General features: G+C 66.7%; 13 protein-coding genes and 1 pseudogene. 11 read left to right on the top strand and 3 right to left on the bottom strand.

All coding sequences use genetic code 11. The features are described from left to right. Together BRAS3809_RS34645 and BRAS3809_RS04785 are read left to right on the top strand one after the other, a co-directional pair. The coding region (locus tag BRAS3809_RS34645; protein ID WP_139017313.1) for a L,D-transpeptidase at nt 1-172 on the top strand (172 nt) is incomplete at its 5' end. Nucleotides 173-297: 125 nt separating this feature from the next. Beyond that, complete coding sequence (locus tag BRAS3809_RS04785; protein ID WP_035655276.1) at nt 298-1,041, top strand: DUF2927 domain-containing protein; 744 nt, start codon at nt 298-300, stop codon at nt 1,039-1,041. A gap of 213 nt (nt 1,042-1,254) precedes the next feature. Here BRAS3809_RS04785 and BRAS3809_RS04780 read toward each other — a convergent pair whose 3' ends face one another. The 3 genes from BRAS3809_RS04780 to BRAS3809_RS04770 form a co-directional block, all read right to left on the bottom strand. Continuing rightward, nucleotides 1,255-2,397 (bottom strand): M48 family metallopeptidase, encoded by a 1,143-nt coding sequence (locus tag BRAS3809_RS04780; RefSeq protein ID WP_008960971.1) that lies wholly within the window; start codon nt 2,395-2,397, stop codon nt 1,255-1,257. Next, complete coding sequence (locus BRAS3809_RS04775) at nt 2,372-3,421, bottom strand: DUF898 family protein (RefSeq protein ID WP_008960970.1); 1,050 nt, start codon at nt 3,419-3,421, stop codon at nt 2,372-2,374. Before BRAS3809_RS04775 ends, BRAS3809_RS04780 begins: the two co-directional genes overlap by 26 nt. A gap of 298 nt (nt 3,422-3,719) precedes the next feature. Next, entirely contained in the window at nt 3,720-4,892 is a 1,173-nt protein-coding gene (locus tag BRAS3809_RS04770) for an isovaleryl-CoA dehydrogenase (RefSeq protein WP_008960969.1), read from the bottom strand. A 223-nt stretch (nt 4,893-5,115) separates the two neighbouring features. Here BRAS3809_RS04770 and BRAS3809_RS04765 point away from each other — a divergent pair, with 223 nt between their 5' ends. The 9 genes and pseudogenes from BRAS3809_RS04765 to BRAS3809_RS04725 form a co-directional block, all read left to right on the top strand. Then, nucleotides 5,116-6,411 (top strand): cytochrome P450, encoded by a 1,296-nt coding sequence (locus tag BRAS3809_RS04765; RefSeq protein WP_008960968.1) that lies wholly within the window; start codon nt 5,116-5,118, stop codon nt 6,409-6,411. Between the two features lie 292 nt (nt 6,412-6,703). Further along, nucleotides 6,704-7,975, top strand: coding sequence for a cytochrome P450 (locus tag BRAS3809_RS04760; protein WP_008960967.1), 1,272 nt, complete (start codon nt 6,704-6,706; stop codon nt 7,973-7,975). Between the two features lie 197 nt (nt 7,976-8,172). Then, nucleotides 8,173-8,718 (top strand): thiamine pyrophosphate-binding protein, encoded by a 546-nt coding sequence (locus BRAS3809_RS04755; protein ID WP_008960966.1) that lies wholly within the window; start codon nt 8,173-8,175, stop codon nt 8,716-8,718. Continuing rightward, the gene (locus BRAS3809_RS04750) at nt 8,718-9,299 is read left to right on the top strand and encodes a thiamine pyrophosphate-dependent enzyme (RefSeq protein ID WP_035655275.1); all 582 of its coding nucleotides are present in this window, start codon (nt 8,718-8,720) and stop codon (nt 9,297-9,299) included. Before BRAS3809_RS04755 ends, BRAS3809_RS04750 begins: the two co-directional genes overlap by 1 nt. 162 nt (nt 9,300-9,461) lie before the next feature. Then, nucleotides 9,462-10,628: an acyl-CoA dehydrogenase family protein gene (locus BRAS3809_RS04745; RefSeq protein ID WP_008960964.1), complete on the top strand. Its 1,167-nt coding sequence runs from the start codon at nt 9,462-9,464 to the stop codon at nt 10,626-10,628. A gap of 194 nt (nt 10,629-10,822) precedes the next feature. Beyond that, the gene (locus BRAS3809_RS04740; RefSeq protein WP_008960963.1) at nt 10,823-11,935 is read left to right on the top strand and encodes a CaiB/BaiF CoA transferase family protein; all 1,113 of its coding nucleotides are present in this window, start codon (nt 10,823-10,825) and stop codon (nt 11,933-11,935) included. A gap of 2 nt (nt 11,936-11,937) precedes the next feature. Next, nucleotides 11,938-12,786, top strand: a complete 849-nt coding sequence (locus tag BRAS3809_RS04735; protein ID WP_085963444.1) for an HTD2 family dehydratase — start codon at nt 11,938-11,940, stop codon at nt 12,784-12,786. Nucleotides 12,787-12,927: 141 nt separating this feature from the next. Continuing rightward, a complete protein-coding gene (gene mdlC, locus BRAS3809_RS04730; protein WP_008960961.1) occupies nt 12,928-14,550 on the top strand; it encodes a benzoylformate decarboxylase in 1,623 nt (540 codons plus the stop codon). Nucleotides 14,551-14,879: 329 nt separating this feature from the next. Further along, a pseudogene (locus BRAS3809_RS04725) lies at nt 14,880-15,507 on the top strand (hypothetical protein); the annotation flags it as partial.

Raw genomic sequence — 15,507 nt, 5'->3', positions numbered from 1 at the left:
CGGCGCCCGCGCGATGTATCTCGGCTCCACCCTGTACCGCATCCACGGCTCCAACGAGCCGGAGACGATCGGCCAAGCGGTCTCGTCGGGCTGCTTCCGCATGACAAATGATGACGTGACCGATCTCTATGATCGCGTCCCGGTCGGCACCACCGTCATCGTCAAGAACTGAGGCCTGCGCGCGGGATCATGTCGCAAGGCCGAGACGCTCATCCGGGCCGGGAGCCGCCCTGCTCCCGGCTGAGGTTTCGGACCGCGGCGATCGCCCTCATTGCCGCGCTGGGCTCGCTCGTCACCATGACCCTCCCGCTGCCGGCCTCGACCGCGGAAATCCCCGCCATCGCCGCCCGCCAGCGGGCCGAGAAGAAGAGCTTTACCGACGCCGAGATCACCGACGGCTTCTTCAAGACCGCGTTCGGCGCGGAGTATCATCTCGCCGGACGGGTCGACCGCATCCGGAAGTACAGCACACCGGTGCGCGTATTCGCCGACGGCCGCCGCGCCGACCGCAAGGCGCAGCTCGCCAAGGTGGTCGGCGACATCGCCGCCCGCATCCGCAACCTCGACATCGCGATGACCGACAGCGACGGCGACGCCAATGTCCGCGTCAAGCTGGTGCGCGACCGCGACCTCTACCACACCATCAGCCAGGCCTATGGCAGCGAGCGCGCCCGCGAGATCAAGACCTCCCTGGATCCGCAATGCCTGTCCGGCTTCCGCAAGAACGAGGCGTTCGAGATCGAACATTCCGACGTCATCCTCACCGTCGATAATGGCGACTTCGTCTTCCTCGACTGCGCCTATGAGGAGCTGCTGCAGTCGCTCGGCCCGATCAACGACACCTCGAGCGTGCCGTGGACGATGTTCAACGACAACGTCTCGATGGGCTATTTCGACATCTACGACCAGTACATCCTCAACCTGCTCTACGATCCCCGCGTCAAGGCCGGCATGACGCTGGCCGAGGTCAAGGCCGTGCTGCCGGCCGTGCTGACCGATGTCCGTGCCTGGGTGAAGCAGGTGAACAACCTGGCGGAGTGAGCTGGAGGGGCGCCGAGTTGAGAGCGCCGTGGAAGAGCCCTGACGTAGCGTCAGCCCCGCCGTCGTCCCGGCGAACGCCGGGACCCATACACGGCGGCCATGCCATCGGGCACGCTGAGCAACACCAGCTTCTCACAACTCGACGCGGTGATGATGGGTCCCGGCGTTCGCCGGGACGACACCGTGAGTGCTGAAGCAGCTGTCGCAAATCGGCTATTTGCAAATTCCCTTCAGCGCCTTCCATTCCTCCGCGCTGAGCAGCGGCGGGCCGCTCGGCGGGCGGTCTTCGGCGCGCATGCGGGCCAGGCGGTCCTCGGTGAGCGGATGGCTCGCCCACAGCGCGGGCTGCTTGCCGGCCTCCTTGCCGGTGATGCGGAACAGCAATTCGCCCATCGGCCGCGTCGGCCGCCCGAGCTTGTGCATCACGTCGATCGCGAAACTGTCGGCGCCCTCCTCCGCCTCGCGCGAATAGGACGCGTTGATCATGGCGCGCGAGGCGAAGATCACCGCGCCCGCGCCGGTGACGTCGCCAAACAGCAGACCGATCAGGAACGAGCTGCCGCCGTTATGGATCAGCTGCCGCAGATTGTCGCGATGCTTGAGATGGCCCAGCTCATGCGCCAGCACGCCCGCGACCTCGTCGGGGTCGTTGGCCTTGTCCAGCAGCCCCCTGAACAGAAAGAACTGCCCGCCCGGCAGCGCGAAGGCGTTGGGAATCTCCGTATCGAGCACTTGCGAGCCGATACTGTCGTCGAGAGCGGCGGCACGGCGCATTCCGGTCACCAGCTTGGCGAACGCGGCCTGACCGGCGGCCTCGCTGCAGAGCTTGTCGCCGAAGATCGACTTGATCTGCATGACCGCGGCCTCGCCGAGATGCCGCTCCATCGCCGGCGGCACCAGGGGCGTGAGCCGATCGGCCGCGAACGGAATCACCACCAGCGCGATGGTCACGATCGAGGCGATCGCCGCCAATGACCAGCCGATGATCCGCGCGATGCCGCCGCGCGTCAGCCGGTTCTGGTCGATCTGACCGCAGCGCGCGATCAGCTCTTCTGCCAGCGACGCGTCGCGGATCTCCAGCCGGGCCAGCGGCGAAGCCGACAGACAGCTGACACGCAGCGTGCCGTTCGGGCCGTCGACCCGGCGGATGTCGGCATACGGCCACGACACGAAATTGTCGGGGCTGCGCATCACGAGCTGATTGGCAAAACCGATCGTCACGTTCTGCCGCCGGTTCGACAATCCGTCGAAATAGGTTGCGGGACCGCCGGGCGGGGCGGCCTGCACCGCCCGCGTCACCTCGGCCGCGCCGGCGGCGCCGAGCCCGGGATCAGAATCCGGCGACGTCGAGTCCATCGGCAAATCCCTCACCGAGCGCACTGGCCAGATCGCCCTTGGCAGCGACGTTGGCCATGGCCTCGATGCCATGCACCTGGACAGATTCGAGCACCGTCGCCCAGACGTCGCGCACCAGATAGAGGCGCATCACGACGTTGGCTGACAGGACGACGACGATGTAGCCGAGCCCCAGCCCCGCCAGGAACGCGGCATGGTTGGGCACGGCTTCGATCTGCGGCAGACCATCGGCCCCCTTGCCCACCAGCCGCTCGACCAGGATGAACACGCCAAACAGATAGATGCCGAAGGCCGTGATGAACAGCATCATCCAGCCGATCAGCTTCCAATACAGGCCGTAGAAGGCGCTGCCCGGCAGCTTCGAATCCAGGCGCACGCCGCCGAACCTGATGCCGGACAGCCACCAGCGCCACTCGATCGCCTTGAGCCGCGCATAGACGAACGGAAACAGCGGAAACAGCAGGAGCGTGAGCGGCGCGAGCACCCACAGATACCAGGCGCGCTTGAAGAACTCCCAGCCGCGTCCTTCAAAATCGCCGCTGAGATCGCCGTAATGCGAGTGCCGCATCTTGTAGCGCTCGAGCGCAGCGGCCCGCCACGGCCAGGCCAGCCCCAGCGTCAGCACGGTCAACAGCGTCCACAGCATGGCGCGCCCCGCATAGGCCCAGCCCGAGCCGTCCATCCAGAACCGGATGCCGCGCCACACCGTGCGGGTCAGCCGGTAGCGCCGCGCGCGATAGATCGCAAACTGGCCGAATGCATAGAAGGCGATGACCAGCGGCACGCCGGCAAACGCCTTGAAGCGCTCCGCCTCGACGCCGATCAGGAAATAGGCAAGGTAGATCGGCGTCAGGATCGCCATCGCGAACAGGAAGCCGATCAGGAGCTCCTTGCCACGGCCGGTATACTCCGCGGGATCGCCATCGACAGCGGTATTGACCCAGAGATGCCTGCGGATGTCGGTGGCGAGCCAGAACCGGTAGAAGCCGAGGGTAATGAGTTCGATGGCCGCACCGCGGCTCACCAGCCTGAAGAAATCACGTCGCGAGCCGGAGAAGGTGGCGGTGAGCGGCGGAAGCGGCGGCGGCTGCCCCGGAACGTAGCTCATCTGGTTCACGGGTCACGCCTCCGACACACGCAATGACATACAATATGCCCAAATGCCTCGGCAGTTGGTCGCGGCGGCGACTCCGAGGTTCGACGTATTTTGTACGCAAGTCGGCCGGAAAAAAACACCGGCCTGAAAGCGATGGAGCAAAATATTGGCCGCTGGCCGGTGAGCGAACGCCGGTCGCGGCTGCGTGACGGCTCAGTTAGCTACTTTAGGATGTCTTGTCGAACAATTCCCGCCCGATCAGCATGCGCCGGATCTCGCTGGTGCCGGCGCCGATCTCATAGAGCTTGGCATCGCGCAGCAGCCGGCCGGTCGAGTAGTCGTTGATGTAGCCGTTGCCGCCGAGCAGCTGGATCGCGTCGAGCGCGCATTGGGTGGCCTTCTCCGCCGCAAACAGGATCGCGCCGGCCGCATCCTCGCGCGTGGTCTCGCCGCGGTCGCACGCCTTGGCGACTGCGTAGACATAGGCGCGCGCGGCATTCATCGTCGTGTACATGTCGGCGACCTTGCCCTGCACCAGCTGGAAGGTGCCGATCGGCTGGCCGAACTGCTTGCGCTCGTGGACATAAGGCAGCACCACGTCCATGCAGGCCTGCATGATGCCGAGCGGACCCGCGGCGAGCACGGCGCGCTCGTAGTCGAGGCCCGACATCAGCACATTGACCCCGCGGCCGACCTGCCCGAGCACGTTCTCCTCCGGCACCTCGCAATCCTCGAACACCAGCTCGCAGGTGTCGGAGCCGCGCATGCCGAGCTTGTCGAGCTTCTGCGCGGTCGAGAAGCCCTTCATGCCCTTCTCGATGATGAAGGCCGTGATGCCGCGCGGACCGCCTTGCGGATCGGTCTTGGCATACACGACCAGCGTCTCGGCGACCGGACCGTTGGTGATCCACATCTTGTTGCCGTTGAGGACGAAGCGGTCGGCGCGTTTGTCGGCGCGGGTCTTCATCGACACCACGTCGGAGCCGGCCTGCGGCTCGGACATCGCGAGCGAGCCGACATGCTCGCCCGAGATCAGCTTCGGCAGGTATTTGCGCTTCTGCGCCTCGTTGCCGTTGCGGCGGATCTGGTTGACGCAGAGATTCGAATGGGCGCCGTAGGACAGGCCGACCGAGGCCGAGGCGCGCGAGATCTCCTCCATCGCGATGCAGTGCTCGAGGTAGCCGAGTCCCGCACCGCCATACTCCTCCTCCACGGTGATGCCGTGCAGGCCGAGCTCGCCGATCCTCGGCCAGAGGTCACGCGGAAACTGGTTGGAACGGTCGATCTCGGCGGCGCGCGGCGCGATTTCGTTCTGCGAAAAACTGGCCACCGTCTCGCGGATCGCGTCCGCCGTCTCGCCGAGATCGAAATTGAACATGCGCTGCGCGTTGGCGATCATGGTGGCGGCCTCCTGCTAGTCTTCTGCTTTGCACAATTGGCCGTAGGCATATTCCGTGACGTGACGCTTGTCACGCCCAACATCCGGCCAGGCGGCAGCCTCGCGACGCAAGACTGGACGGCTCTGCCCCGTCAAACTCCGCGCTTGCCCAGCGCTCCCGGGCAGGATGTAATCGCGCCAATATCGCCGGACACGCCAAGAAGCCGGCATCAGGGAGACGCCCATGCACGGGACCGCCAATACGGCCGAAGCACGCCGGCCCGACGCCGCAGCCAGGCCGGAGATCGACGAAGCGACCCGGCGCGCCGCGATGCTGCCGCTGGCCGACTTCGATCCGGGACATCCCGAGCTGTTCCGCACCGACACGCACTGGCCCTATTTCGACCGGCTGCGCCGCGAGGATCCGGTGCATTATTGCCGGGACTCGATGTTCGGCCCGTACTGGTCGATCACCCGCTACGACGACATCATGGAGATCGAGACCAACCACGCGGTGTTCTCGTCGGCCTCGGCGCTCGGCGGCATCACCATCCGCGACGTGCCGCCGGATCTGCGCCGCGAGAGCTTCATCGCGATGGACCCGCCGCGTCACGCCGCCCAGCGCAAGACGGTGGCGCCGATGTTCACGCCGACGCATCTCGACGAGCTCGCGGTCAACATCCGCAAGCGCTCGGCCGAATGTCTCGACAACCTGCCCGTCGGGGAGGTGTTCGACTGGGTCGATCGCGTGTCGATCGAGCTGACGACGCAGATGCTGGCCGTGCTGTTCGACTTCCCGTGGGAGGACCGCCGCAAGCTGACGCGCTGGTCCGACATCGCGACCACGCTCCCCGGCCCCGGCGGCCTGGTCGCGACCGAGGACGAACGGCAGGCCGAGCTGATGGAGTGCGCACGCTATTTCGCCAGGCTCTGGCAGGAGCGCGCCAGCCAGCCGCCGAAGAGCGACCTGTTGTCGATGATGGCCCACAGTGAGGCCACGAAGAACATGGATCCGAAGAACTTCCTCGGCAATCTCGTGCTCCTGATCGTCGGCGGCAACGACACCACGCGCAATACCATGTCGGGCAGCATCTACGCGCTGAGCCGGCATTCCGACCAGTACCGCAAGCTCAAGGACAATCCGGCGCTGATCGACAGCTTCGTGCCGGAGGTGATCCGCTGGCAGACGCCGCTCGCCCATATGCGCCGGACCGCGCTCGCCGACATCGAGTTCCGCGGCAGACAGATCAGGAAGGGCGACAAGGTCGTGATGTGGTACGTCTCGGGCAACCGCGACGAGGCCGCAATCGAGCGTCCCTACGACTTCATCATCGATCGCGCCCGCCCGCGCCAGCATCTGTCGTTCGGCTTCGGCATCCACCGCTGTGTCGGCCTGCGGCTCGCCGAGCTGCAACTCAAGATCATCTGGGAAGAGATCCTGAAGCGCTTCGATCATATCGACGTGATGGACGAGCCGAAGCGCGTCTATTCCAGCTTCGTGAAAGGATATGAGACATTGCCGGTGAAGATTGCGGCGTAAATTGTATTTGAATCGATGTCGAATTGCGTACGCAGTTGCGGCCCCGTCGCTGCGAGATACAGTGCCCTCTCCCCTTGTGGGAGAGGGCATCTCCGACGCCTCGAACCACTCGGTTGGGTGAGGGGTTCTATCGGCGAACCGCGCTCGTGGAGAGAGACCCCTCACCCGACCGAACTCGCTGAGCTTTCCTACATGCCCTCTCCCACAAGGGGAGAGGGCGCATTCATTGGCACCGTAGAAGGTGCGCGTACTCAATTGTATTGTTGAGCGATCTTCAGACAAAGGACCACCCATGACCGCCCAGGCCGCGCTTCGTTCCGACCCTGCCGATCTGCTGCGCGAGGCGCGGCTGGAGGCCTATTCGACGCCGATCGAGGACTTCCACCCGGGGGCACCGCGGCTGTTCCAGAACGACACGCTGTGGCCGTGGTTCGAGCGGCTGCGCAAGGAGGCGCCGGTGCATTACTGCACCAAGGCGCCGATCGAGCCCTATTGGTCGGTGACGCGCTACCACGACATCATGCATGTCGACACCAATCACGCGATCTTCTCGTCGGACGTCAGCAATGGCGGCATCATGATCCGCGACGTGCCGCCGGGCTATGAATGGCCGAGCTTCATCGCCATGGACGAGCCCCGCCATGGCGAGCAGCGCAAGACGGTGCAGCCGATGTTCACGCCTGATCATCTCGACGAGATGGCGGTGCTGATCCGGCAGCGTTCGGCCAAGGTGCTCGATTCGCTGCCGCGCAACGAGACCTTCAACTGGGTCGAGAAGGTCTCGATCGAGCTGACGACGCAGATGCTGGCGACCCTGTTCGACTTCCCGTTCGCGGAGCGCCGCAAGCTGACGCGCTGGTCGGACGTCTCCACCGCGCTGCCCAAGAGCGGCATCGTCTCCTCGGAGGAGGAGCGGCTGCGCGAGCTGGCCGACTGCGCCGAGACGTTCGGCCGGATGTGGAAGGAACGGCAGGCCAACCCCGGCCGCGACCTGATCTCGATGATGGCGCACAGCGACGCGACGCGGCACATGACGCCGGATAATCTCATGGGCAACCTGATCCTGCTCATCGTCGGCGGCAACGACACCACCCGGAACACCATGACCGCCTCGGTGCTGGCGCTGCACCAGAACCCGGCCGAGTACCAGAAGCTGCGCGACAATCCGGCGCTGATCGAGACCATGGTGCCCGAGGTGATCCGCTGGCAGACGCCGCTCGCCCATATGCGCCGCACGGCACTGGTCGACACCGAGCTCGGCGGAAAGACAATCAGGAAGGGCGACCGCGTCGTGATGTGGTACGTCTCCGGCAATCGCGACGGCGAGGTGATCGAGAATCCCGACGCCTTCATCATCGACCGCAAGCGGCCGCGCATCCATCTCTCCTTCGGCTTCGGCATCCACCGCTGCGTCGGCATGCGCCTTGCCGAGCTGCAGCTGCGCATCGTCTGGCAGGAGATCCTCAAGCGCTTCGACCGCATCGAGGTCGTCGGCGAGCCGAAGCGGGTCTATTCCAGCTTCGTGCGCGGCTACGAGTCACTGCCCGTGCGGATTCCCGGATGAACGCGTCCGCCTTCGAACGGCGAGGCCGAGAGCTCGGCCTCATGGTTCGAGACGCCGCTCCGCGGCTCCTCACCATGAGGGGTGACACCGTCGCGCAATGAGCGGGACTCTCAACCCTCATCGTGAGGAGCGCCGCTCGCGGCGCGTCTCGAACCATCAGGCCCCCGCTCCCACATTCCCATGAACCTCAGGACGCCATGGCCGCTTCCGACACACCCATCCCAGCCCCCGACTGGCCGCTCGCCATCTACCAGGCGCTCAAGGCCGCCGACGTCCGGCAGCTCTGCTACGTGCCAGACGCCGGCCATTCCCGCCTCATCCGCCTCGCGCATGATGATCCCGCGATCGCCACCACGGTCCTGACCACCGAGGAGGAAGGCGTTGCGCTCTCGGCCGGCGCCTGGCTCGGCGGCCAGCGGGCGGTGCTGCTGATGCAATCGAGCGGCGTCGGCAATTGCGTCAACATGCTGTCGCTGCTTGCGAGCTGCCGCTTCCCGTTCCTGACCTTCGTGACGATGCGCGGCGAATGGGCCGAGTTCAATCCCTGGCAGGTGCCGATGGGCAAGGCGACGCCGGCGGCGTTCGAGATCATGGGCGTCACCGTGTTCCGGCTGGAGCGTCCCGAGGATGCCGGCGAGATGGCGGCGGCCGCCGCCCGGCTCGCCTATGACAGCGACCAGCCGATCGCAGTGCTGATCTCCCAGCGCATGATCGGCGCCAAGAAATGGACGGAGGAGAAATGATGCGCGCCACGCTCGATCGCCGGACGGCCGTGAAAGCGCTGCTGCAGAACCGCGGCGACCTGCTGGTCGTCAGCGGCCTCGGCTCATCGTCCTACGACGTGTTCGCCGCCGGCGACCATGATGCGAATTTCTACCTCTGGGGCGCGATGGGCGGCGCCGCCATGATCGGCCTCGGCCTCGCCTTGGCGCAGCCGTCGCGGCCGGTGGCCGTCATCACCGGCGACGGTGAGCAGCTGATGGGGCTCGGCAGCCTTGCGACCATTGCGGCCAAGAAGCCCCGGAACCTCGCGATCGTCGTGCTCGACAACGCCCATTTCGGCGAGACCGGGATGCAGATGAGCCATTCGGGACTCGGCGCCCGGCTGGAGCTGATCGCGACCGGCGCCGGCTTTCCGTCGGCGAGCACCATCGAGGACGGCGCGGCGCTCGACGCTTTCAGGCCGAAGCTGCACGATCTGTCGGGACCGCACTTCGCCCGCGTCGCGATTGCGACCGATCACGTCGACCGCGCACTGCCCGCCCGCGACGGCGTCTTCCTGAAAAACCGCTTCCGCGGCCATCTCGGATTTCCCGTCAGCTAGAACCTGCATGCAGGCCGCCTTGCTCTGTCGCTCCGGCAAGGCTGCCCGGCTGCAACGCTGGCATTCCAAGCTTGCCAAGCGTGACCCGCTTGGTCATAGGCTAGCAGGAACAGGTTCAGGGAGAGAGCCCAGGCTGCGTCACGGCGGCCCGCGGAGCAACACATGACAGACCAGCATCAGCACGACGATTACGCCGACATCCGCGACGCCGTCGCCAAGCTGTGCGCGCAGTTCCCAGGCGAGTACTGGCGCAAGCTCGATCGCGAGATGGCCTATCCCTCCGCCTTCGTCGATGCGCTGACTCAGGCCGGCTATCTGTCGGTGCTGATCCCCGAGGAATATGGCGGCGCCGGGCTGAAGCTGTCGGCGGCGGCGGCGATCCTGGAGGAGATCCAGCGCGCCGGCTGCAATGGCGGCGGCTGTCATGCGCAGATGTACACGATGGGCACGGTGCTGCGGCACGGCTCGGCCGAGCAGAAGGCGAAGTGGCTGCCGAAGGTCGCGAGTGGCGAATTGCGGCTGCAGGCGTTCGGCGTCACCGAGCCGACCTCGGGCACCGACACGACCTCGCTGAAGACGGTCGCCAAGCGCGACGGCGACAGCTACATCGTCAACGGCCAGAAGATCTGGACCAGCCGCGCCGAATATTCCGACCTGATGATCCTGCTCGCGCGCACCACGCCGAAGGATCAGGTGCAGAAGCGCACCGACGGCCTCTCCGTGTTCATCGTCGACATGCGCGAGGCCAAGAAGGCCGGGCTCACCATCCGCCCGATCCGCACGATGATGAACCATGCCACGACCGAAGTGTTCTTCACCGACATGCGCGTGCCGGCGGAGAACCTGATCGGCGAGGAGGGCAAGGGCTTTCGCTACATCCTCTCCGGCATGAATGCGGAGCGCATCCTGATCGCGGCCGAATGCGTCGGCGACGCCAAATGGTTCATCGCCAAGGCCACCGCCTACGCCAAGGAGCGCGTCGTGTTCGGCCGGCCGATCGGCCAGAATCAGGGCATCCAGTTCCCGATTGCCAAGGCCTATGCGTCGATGCGTGCCGCCGAGCTGATGGTGAAGGAAGCCACGCGCAAATACGAGGCTGGTCTCGACTGCGGCGCCGAGGCCAACATGGCCAAGATGCTCGCGGCCGACGCATCGTTCGAGGCGGCCAATGCCTGCATCCAGACCCATGGCGGTTTCGGCTTCGCCGAGGAATACGACGTCGAGCGCAAGTTCCGCGAGACGCGGCTGTATCAGGTGGCGCCGATCTCGACCAATCTGATCCTGTCCTACGTCGCCGAGCACGTGCTCGGCATGCCCCGCTCTTACTAACGATGTCGCGGCCAGCCCATCGCCCGCGGCCATCCTTCTCAAGGCGATGCGGAACGCATCGTCCGGAGACGCCCGCCTCCGGCGGGCTCCTCAGGATGAGGATCTCGGGCGCTGAAACTCCAAACCCTCATGGTGAGGAGCGCCGCCTTGCGGCGCGTCTCGAACCATGAGACTCCAACTTTCGAGTTCACACCATGCTTCCGCTTGAAGGGATCACCGTCGTCGCCGTCGAGCAGGCGGTGGCCGCGCCGTTCTGCTCGTCGCGGCTGGCCGACGCCGGCGCCCATGTCATCAAGATCGAACGGCCGGAGGGCGACTTCGCCCGGGGCTATGATGCCGCCGCCAAGGGCCAGAGCAGCTACTTCGTCTGGCTCAACCGCGGCAAGGATTCGCGCATCGTCGATCTGTCGAAGCCCGAAGGCCGTGCCGAGCTGGAAACGCTCATCGCCCGCGCCGACGTGCTGCTGCAGAACCTCAAGCCCGGCTCGATGGACAAGCTCGGCTTCGCGCGCGAGCGGCTGCGCAAGGACCATCCGAAGCTCATTATCTGCACCATCACCGGCTATGGCGACACCGGTCCCTACGCCGACCGCAAGGCCTATGATCTCCTGATCCAGGCCGAGAGCGGGCTCGCCTCGATCACCGGCGGCCCCGAAGGGCCGTCGCGCGTCGGCATGTCCATCGTCGACGTCGCCACCGGCGCGACCGCGCATGCGGCGATCCTGGAGGCGCTGATCAAGCGCGGCCGCACCGGCGAGGGCGCGGACATCCGGATCTCGATGTTCGACGTCATGGCCGACTGGCTGACGGTGCCGCTGCTCAACGCCGAAGCCGGCCAGGCGCCGAAGCGCATCGGCCTCGCCCATCCCTCGATCGCGCCCTATGGCGTGTTCACCTCGAAGGACGGCAAGGACATCCTGATCTCGATCCAGAGCGAGCGCGAGTGGAAGACGCTCTGCGGCAAGGTGCTCGATCAGCCCGCTTTGCCCGACGATCCGCGCTTCGCCAACATGGTCGCGCGCGTGCGCAACCGCGCGCTGACCGACGGCATCGTGGCCGAGCGTTTCGCGGCGCTGTCGCGCGACGAACTGCTGGCGAAGCTCGCGGCCGCCGACATCGCCTTCGCCGAGGTCAACAGCATGGCGGACCTCTCGACCCATCCGCACCTGCGGCGCATCGAGGTGGACACGCCCAACGGCGTCGTGAGCTATCCGGCACCGGCGGCGATCGTGGTCGGCGACGACAGGCACTACGGCGCCGTGCCGGGCATCGGCGAGACGGCCTCGCCCCATCAGCGAAAGGGATGATCATGACGGAGCCGCTCGACCTCGATCACCTCCGGCAATGGGTCGGCCGCAGCGCCGAGGCCACCGACATCGTCACCGCGCAGCTCACGAAGGGTTTGCGCGCCACGTTGTTTCAGGACATCGGCGAGCCGCAGACCGGCGACATCGCGCCCTACACGGTGCATTGGTGTCTCGGCCAGCCGGTGTTTCCGCACGATCAGCTCGGCCCCGACGGCCATCCGACCCGCGGCGGCTTCCTGCCGCCGGTACCGCTGCCGCGCCGGATGTGGGCCGGTGGCGAAGTGCAGGTGGTCGATCCGCTGCGCGTCGGCGACGTCGCCACGCGGGTGTCGACGATTACCGATGTCACCCTGAAGAGCGGCTCGACCGGCCAGCTCTGCTTCGTCGCGGTCGAGCATGTCGTGTCGACGCCGCGCGGCGTGGCGATCCGCGAGCGCCAGGACATCGTCTATCGCGACATGGGCGGCGCGCCGCCTGCTGCACCCAAGGCACCGCCGCCTCCGCCGGTCGCGCAGCACAGCGAGGCTCATGTCTCCGATCCCGTGCTGCTGTTCCGCTACTCCGCGCTGACCTTCAACGGCCATCGCATCCATTACGACCGCGACTACGTCACCAACGTCGAGGGCTATCCCGGCTTGATCTTCCACGGGCCGCTGCAGGCGGCGCTGCTGGTCGAGTTCGCCGCCAAGCTGAAGGGCAAGCCGCCCGCCAAATTCGCCTATCGCGGGCTGCAGCCACTGTTCGAGGGCAGCGAATTCTCGGTGAACGCCAGCGACACGGCTGGCGGCCTGGAGCTGTGGACCGCCAATGCCGAGCGCCAGCCGACCATGAAGGGCACCGCGAGTTGGTGATATAAGCCCGTCGTTCCGGGGCGATGCGAAGCATCGAACCCGGAACCTCGAGGTGAGGGAAAAGACCCGCTCGCGATTCCGGGTTCGATGCTTCGCATCGCCCCGGAATGACCGCACACACGGACACTCGAGGAAGCGCCCTTGGCCAAGACAACGAAAACAACAACCAAGCCCGTCACCGTCAAGCAGGCCACCTTCGACCTGCTGCGCGCCTTCGGCATCAACAAGGTGTTCGGCAATCCCGGCTCGACCGAGCTGCCGTTCCTCAGCGACTGGCCCGACGACATCGACTACGTGCTCGGCCTGCAGGAGGCGAGTGTGGTCGGCATGGCCGACGGCTATGCGCAGGCGACGCGCAATGCCGGCTTCGTCAATCTGCATTCGGCCGCCGGCGTCGGCAACGCGCTCGGCAACATCTACACCGCGCATCGCAACCAGACGCCGCTCGTCATCACCGCCGGCCAGCAGGCCCGCTCGATCCTGCCGCTGCAGGCGTTCCTCTATGCCGAGCGCCCGAGCGAATTCCCGCGGCCTTACGTCAAATACAGCGTCGAGCCGGCGCGGCCCGAGGACGTGCCCGGCGCGATCGCGCGCGCCTACTATACGGCGATGCAGCCGCCCTGCGGCCCGACCTTCGTGTCGATCCCGATCGACGACTGGATGCATCCGGCGCAGCCGGTCGCCGCACGCAAGGTCAGCCGCGAGCTCGGCCCGGATCGTGCCGCGATGGAGGAGCTGGTCGCAGCGCTCGCCGCGGCCAAGAACCCCGCGCTGGTGGCCGGCCCCGGCATCGACCGCGCCGGCTGCGTCGACCTGATGGTCGACGTCGCCGAGAAGGCCAAGGCCAGCGTCTGGGTCAGCCCGTTCTCGTCGCGCTGCTCGTTCCCGGAGCGCCATCCGCAATTCGCCGGGTTCCTGCACGCCTCTCCCGGACAGCTGTCGGAGGCATTGAAGCCGCACGACCTCGTCGTGGTCATCGGCGCGCCGGTCTTCACCTTCCATGTCGAGGGCCATGCTGCGATCTTCGACGGCGCCACCACGCTCTACCAGATCACCGACGACGCCGAAGGCGCGAGCGTGCCGCCGATCGGGACCAGCATCATCGCGACGATGCGGCCCGCGCTGTCGCTGCTGCGCGAGCTGCTGCCGGAATCGAAGCGCGCCGCGCCGAAAGGCCGCGTGCTGCCGGAAACACCCAGGGCGTCCGACCCGATCCCGGTCGACTATCTGCTGCACACGCTGTCGCAGGCGCTGCCGCCCGGTGCCGCGATCGTCGAGGAAATCCCCTCGCACCGTCCGGTGATGTACAAATACATGCCGATGCGCGGCGCGGATTCGTTCTACACGATGGCGAGCGGCGGGCTCGGCTACAGCCTGCCCGCCGCGGTCGGCATGGCGCTGGGTCGGCCGAACGACCGGATCGTCTGCCTGATCGGCGACGGCTCGGCGATGTATTCGCTGCAGGCGCTGTGGACCGCGGCGCAGCGCAAACTGCCGATCACGGTCGTCGTCATCAACAATTCCGGCTATGGCGCGATGCGCTCGTTCAGCCAGGTCATGCAGGTCCGCAACGTGCCGGGGCTCGAGCTGCCCGGCCTCGATTTCGTCAAGCTCGCGGAGGGCATGGGCTGCGACGCCGTGCGGATCAGCCGAGCGGCCGATCTGCCGTCTGCCCTCGCCCGCGGCCTCGCCTATCACGGCACCAGCCTCGTGGAAGTGATGGTCGACTCCGCGGTGCCGCTGCTCTACGCGCAGAAGAGCTGACGTCGCGTTCGCTCAGCGGACGCGGCGTCAACCGGCGACGATGCGATAATACGTCGCAGCATCGATGGCGCGAACATGGCGTGCCGCCAAATGCCCATGCGGCCGCCGCAACGATGCAATCGGCGGCATTGGCCGCAAGCGTTTGTTTGGAAAGCTTTCTGCTTCCCTGCGCCGTCGCGCCGCAGGCGGCCCGCCGCAAACATCGCGAAATCCTGCCGTCAGGTTGCAAGCCGGCGCCATGCTGCTTGCAAGGTCCGACCATCCTGCAAGCAAAAATCATTATCAAAAGGTTCCACCATCCAATCCAGCCTAGCAATGGAGTTGAGCTGATGGCGGACAAGAAGACCCTTCAAACGGCGGCCGGAAAGAGCGAGCTCTATCGGCATGTCAGCATGCTGGCCCTCATCGCCGCACTGGCGGTCACCGCACTGCCCCACCATGCCAACGCGCAGGCGATGACGACCGCCCTGGCCACCTCCGCCACCACCAGCGCCGCCGCGAAGGCGGCCCAGGATGCTGCCGTGAAGGCTGCGGCCGCCTCTGCCGCCAAGGCTGCCCAGGATGCGGCTGCCAAGGCGGCCGCGGCTGCTGCCGCCAAGGCCGCTCAGGATGCTGCCGCCAAGGCGGCCGCGAAGGCCGCGACCGACGCTGCCGCCAAGGCCGCCGCGAACGCCGCTGCAAAGGCGGCCTCCACCGCCGCCGCCAAAGCGGCCTCGACCGCGGCGACAACGGCCGCGAGCACGGCAGCAGCCAAGGCCGCCGCCGCGACCGCCACGACGGCCGCCGCCAGCACCACCAAGCCTGCTGCCGCAGCCACCGCGGCAACGACGACGACCGGGATGGCCAAGACCGCCGCTGCGACCGCGACCACCGCCACCACGACAGCCGCGAAGCCGGCAGCGGCCGCGGCAACCACCACGGTCGCCGTCGCCAAGGCCGCGGCCGCGCCTGCGACGG

The sequence above is a fragment of the Bradyrhizobium sp. STM 3809 genome, assembly GCF_000239795.1.
Classification (GTDB): domain Bacteria; phylum Pseudomonadota; class Alphaproteobacteria; order Rhizobiales; family Xanthobacteraceae; genus Bradyrhizobium.
The sequence above is the reverse complement of the archived record's forward strand: the minus strand, read 5'-3'. Positions and strand labels throughout refer to the sequence as shown.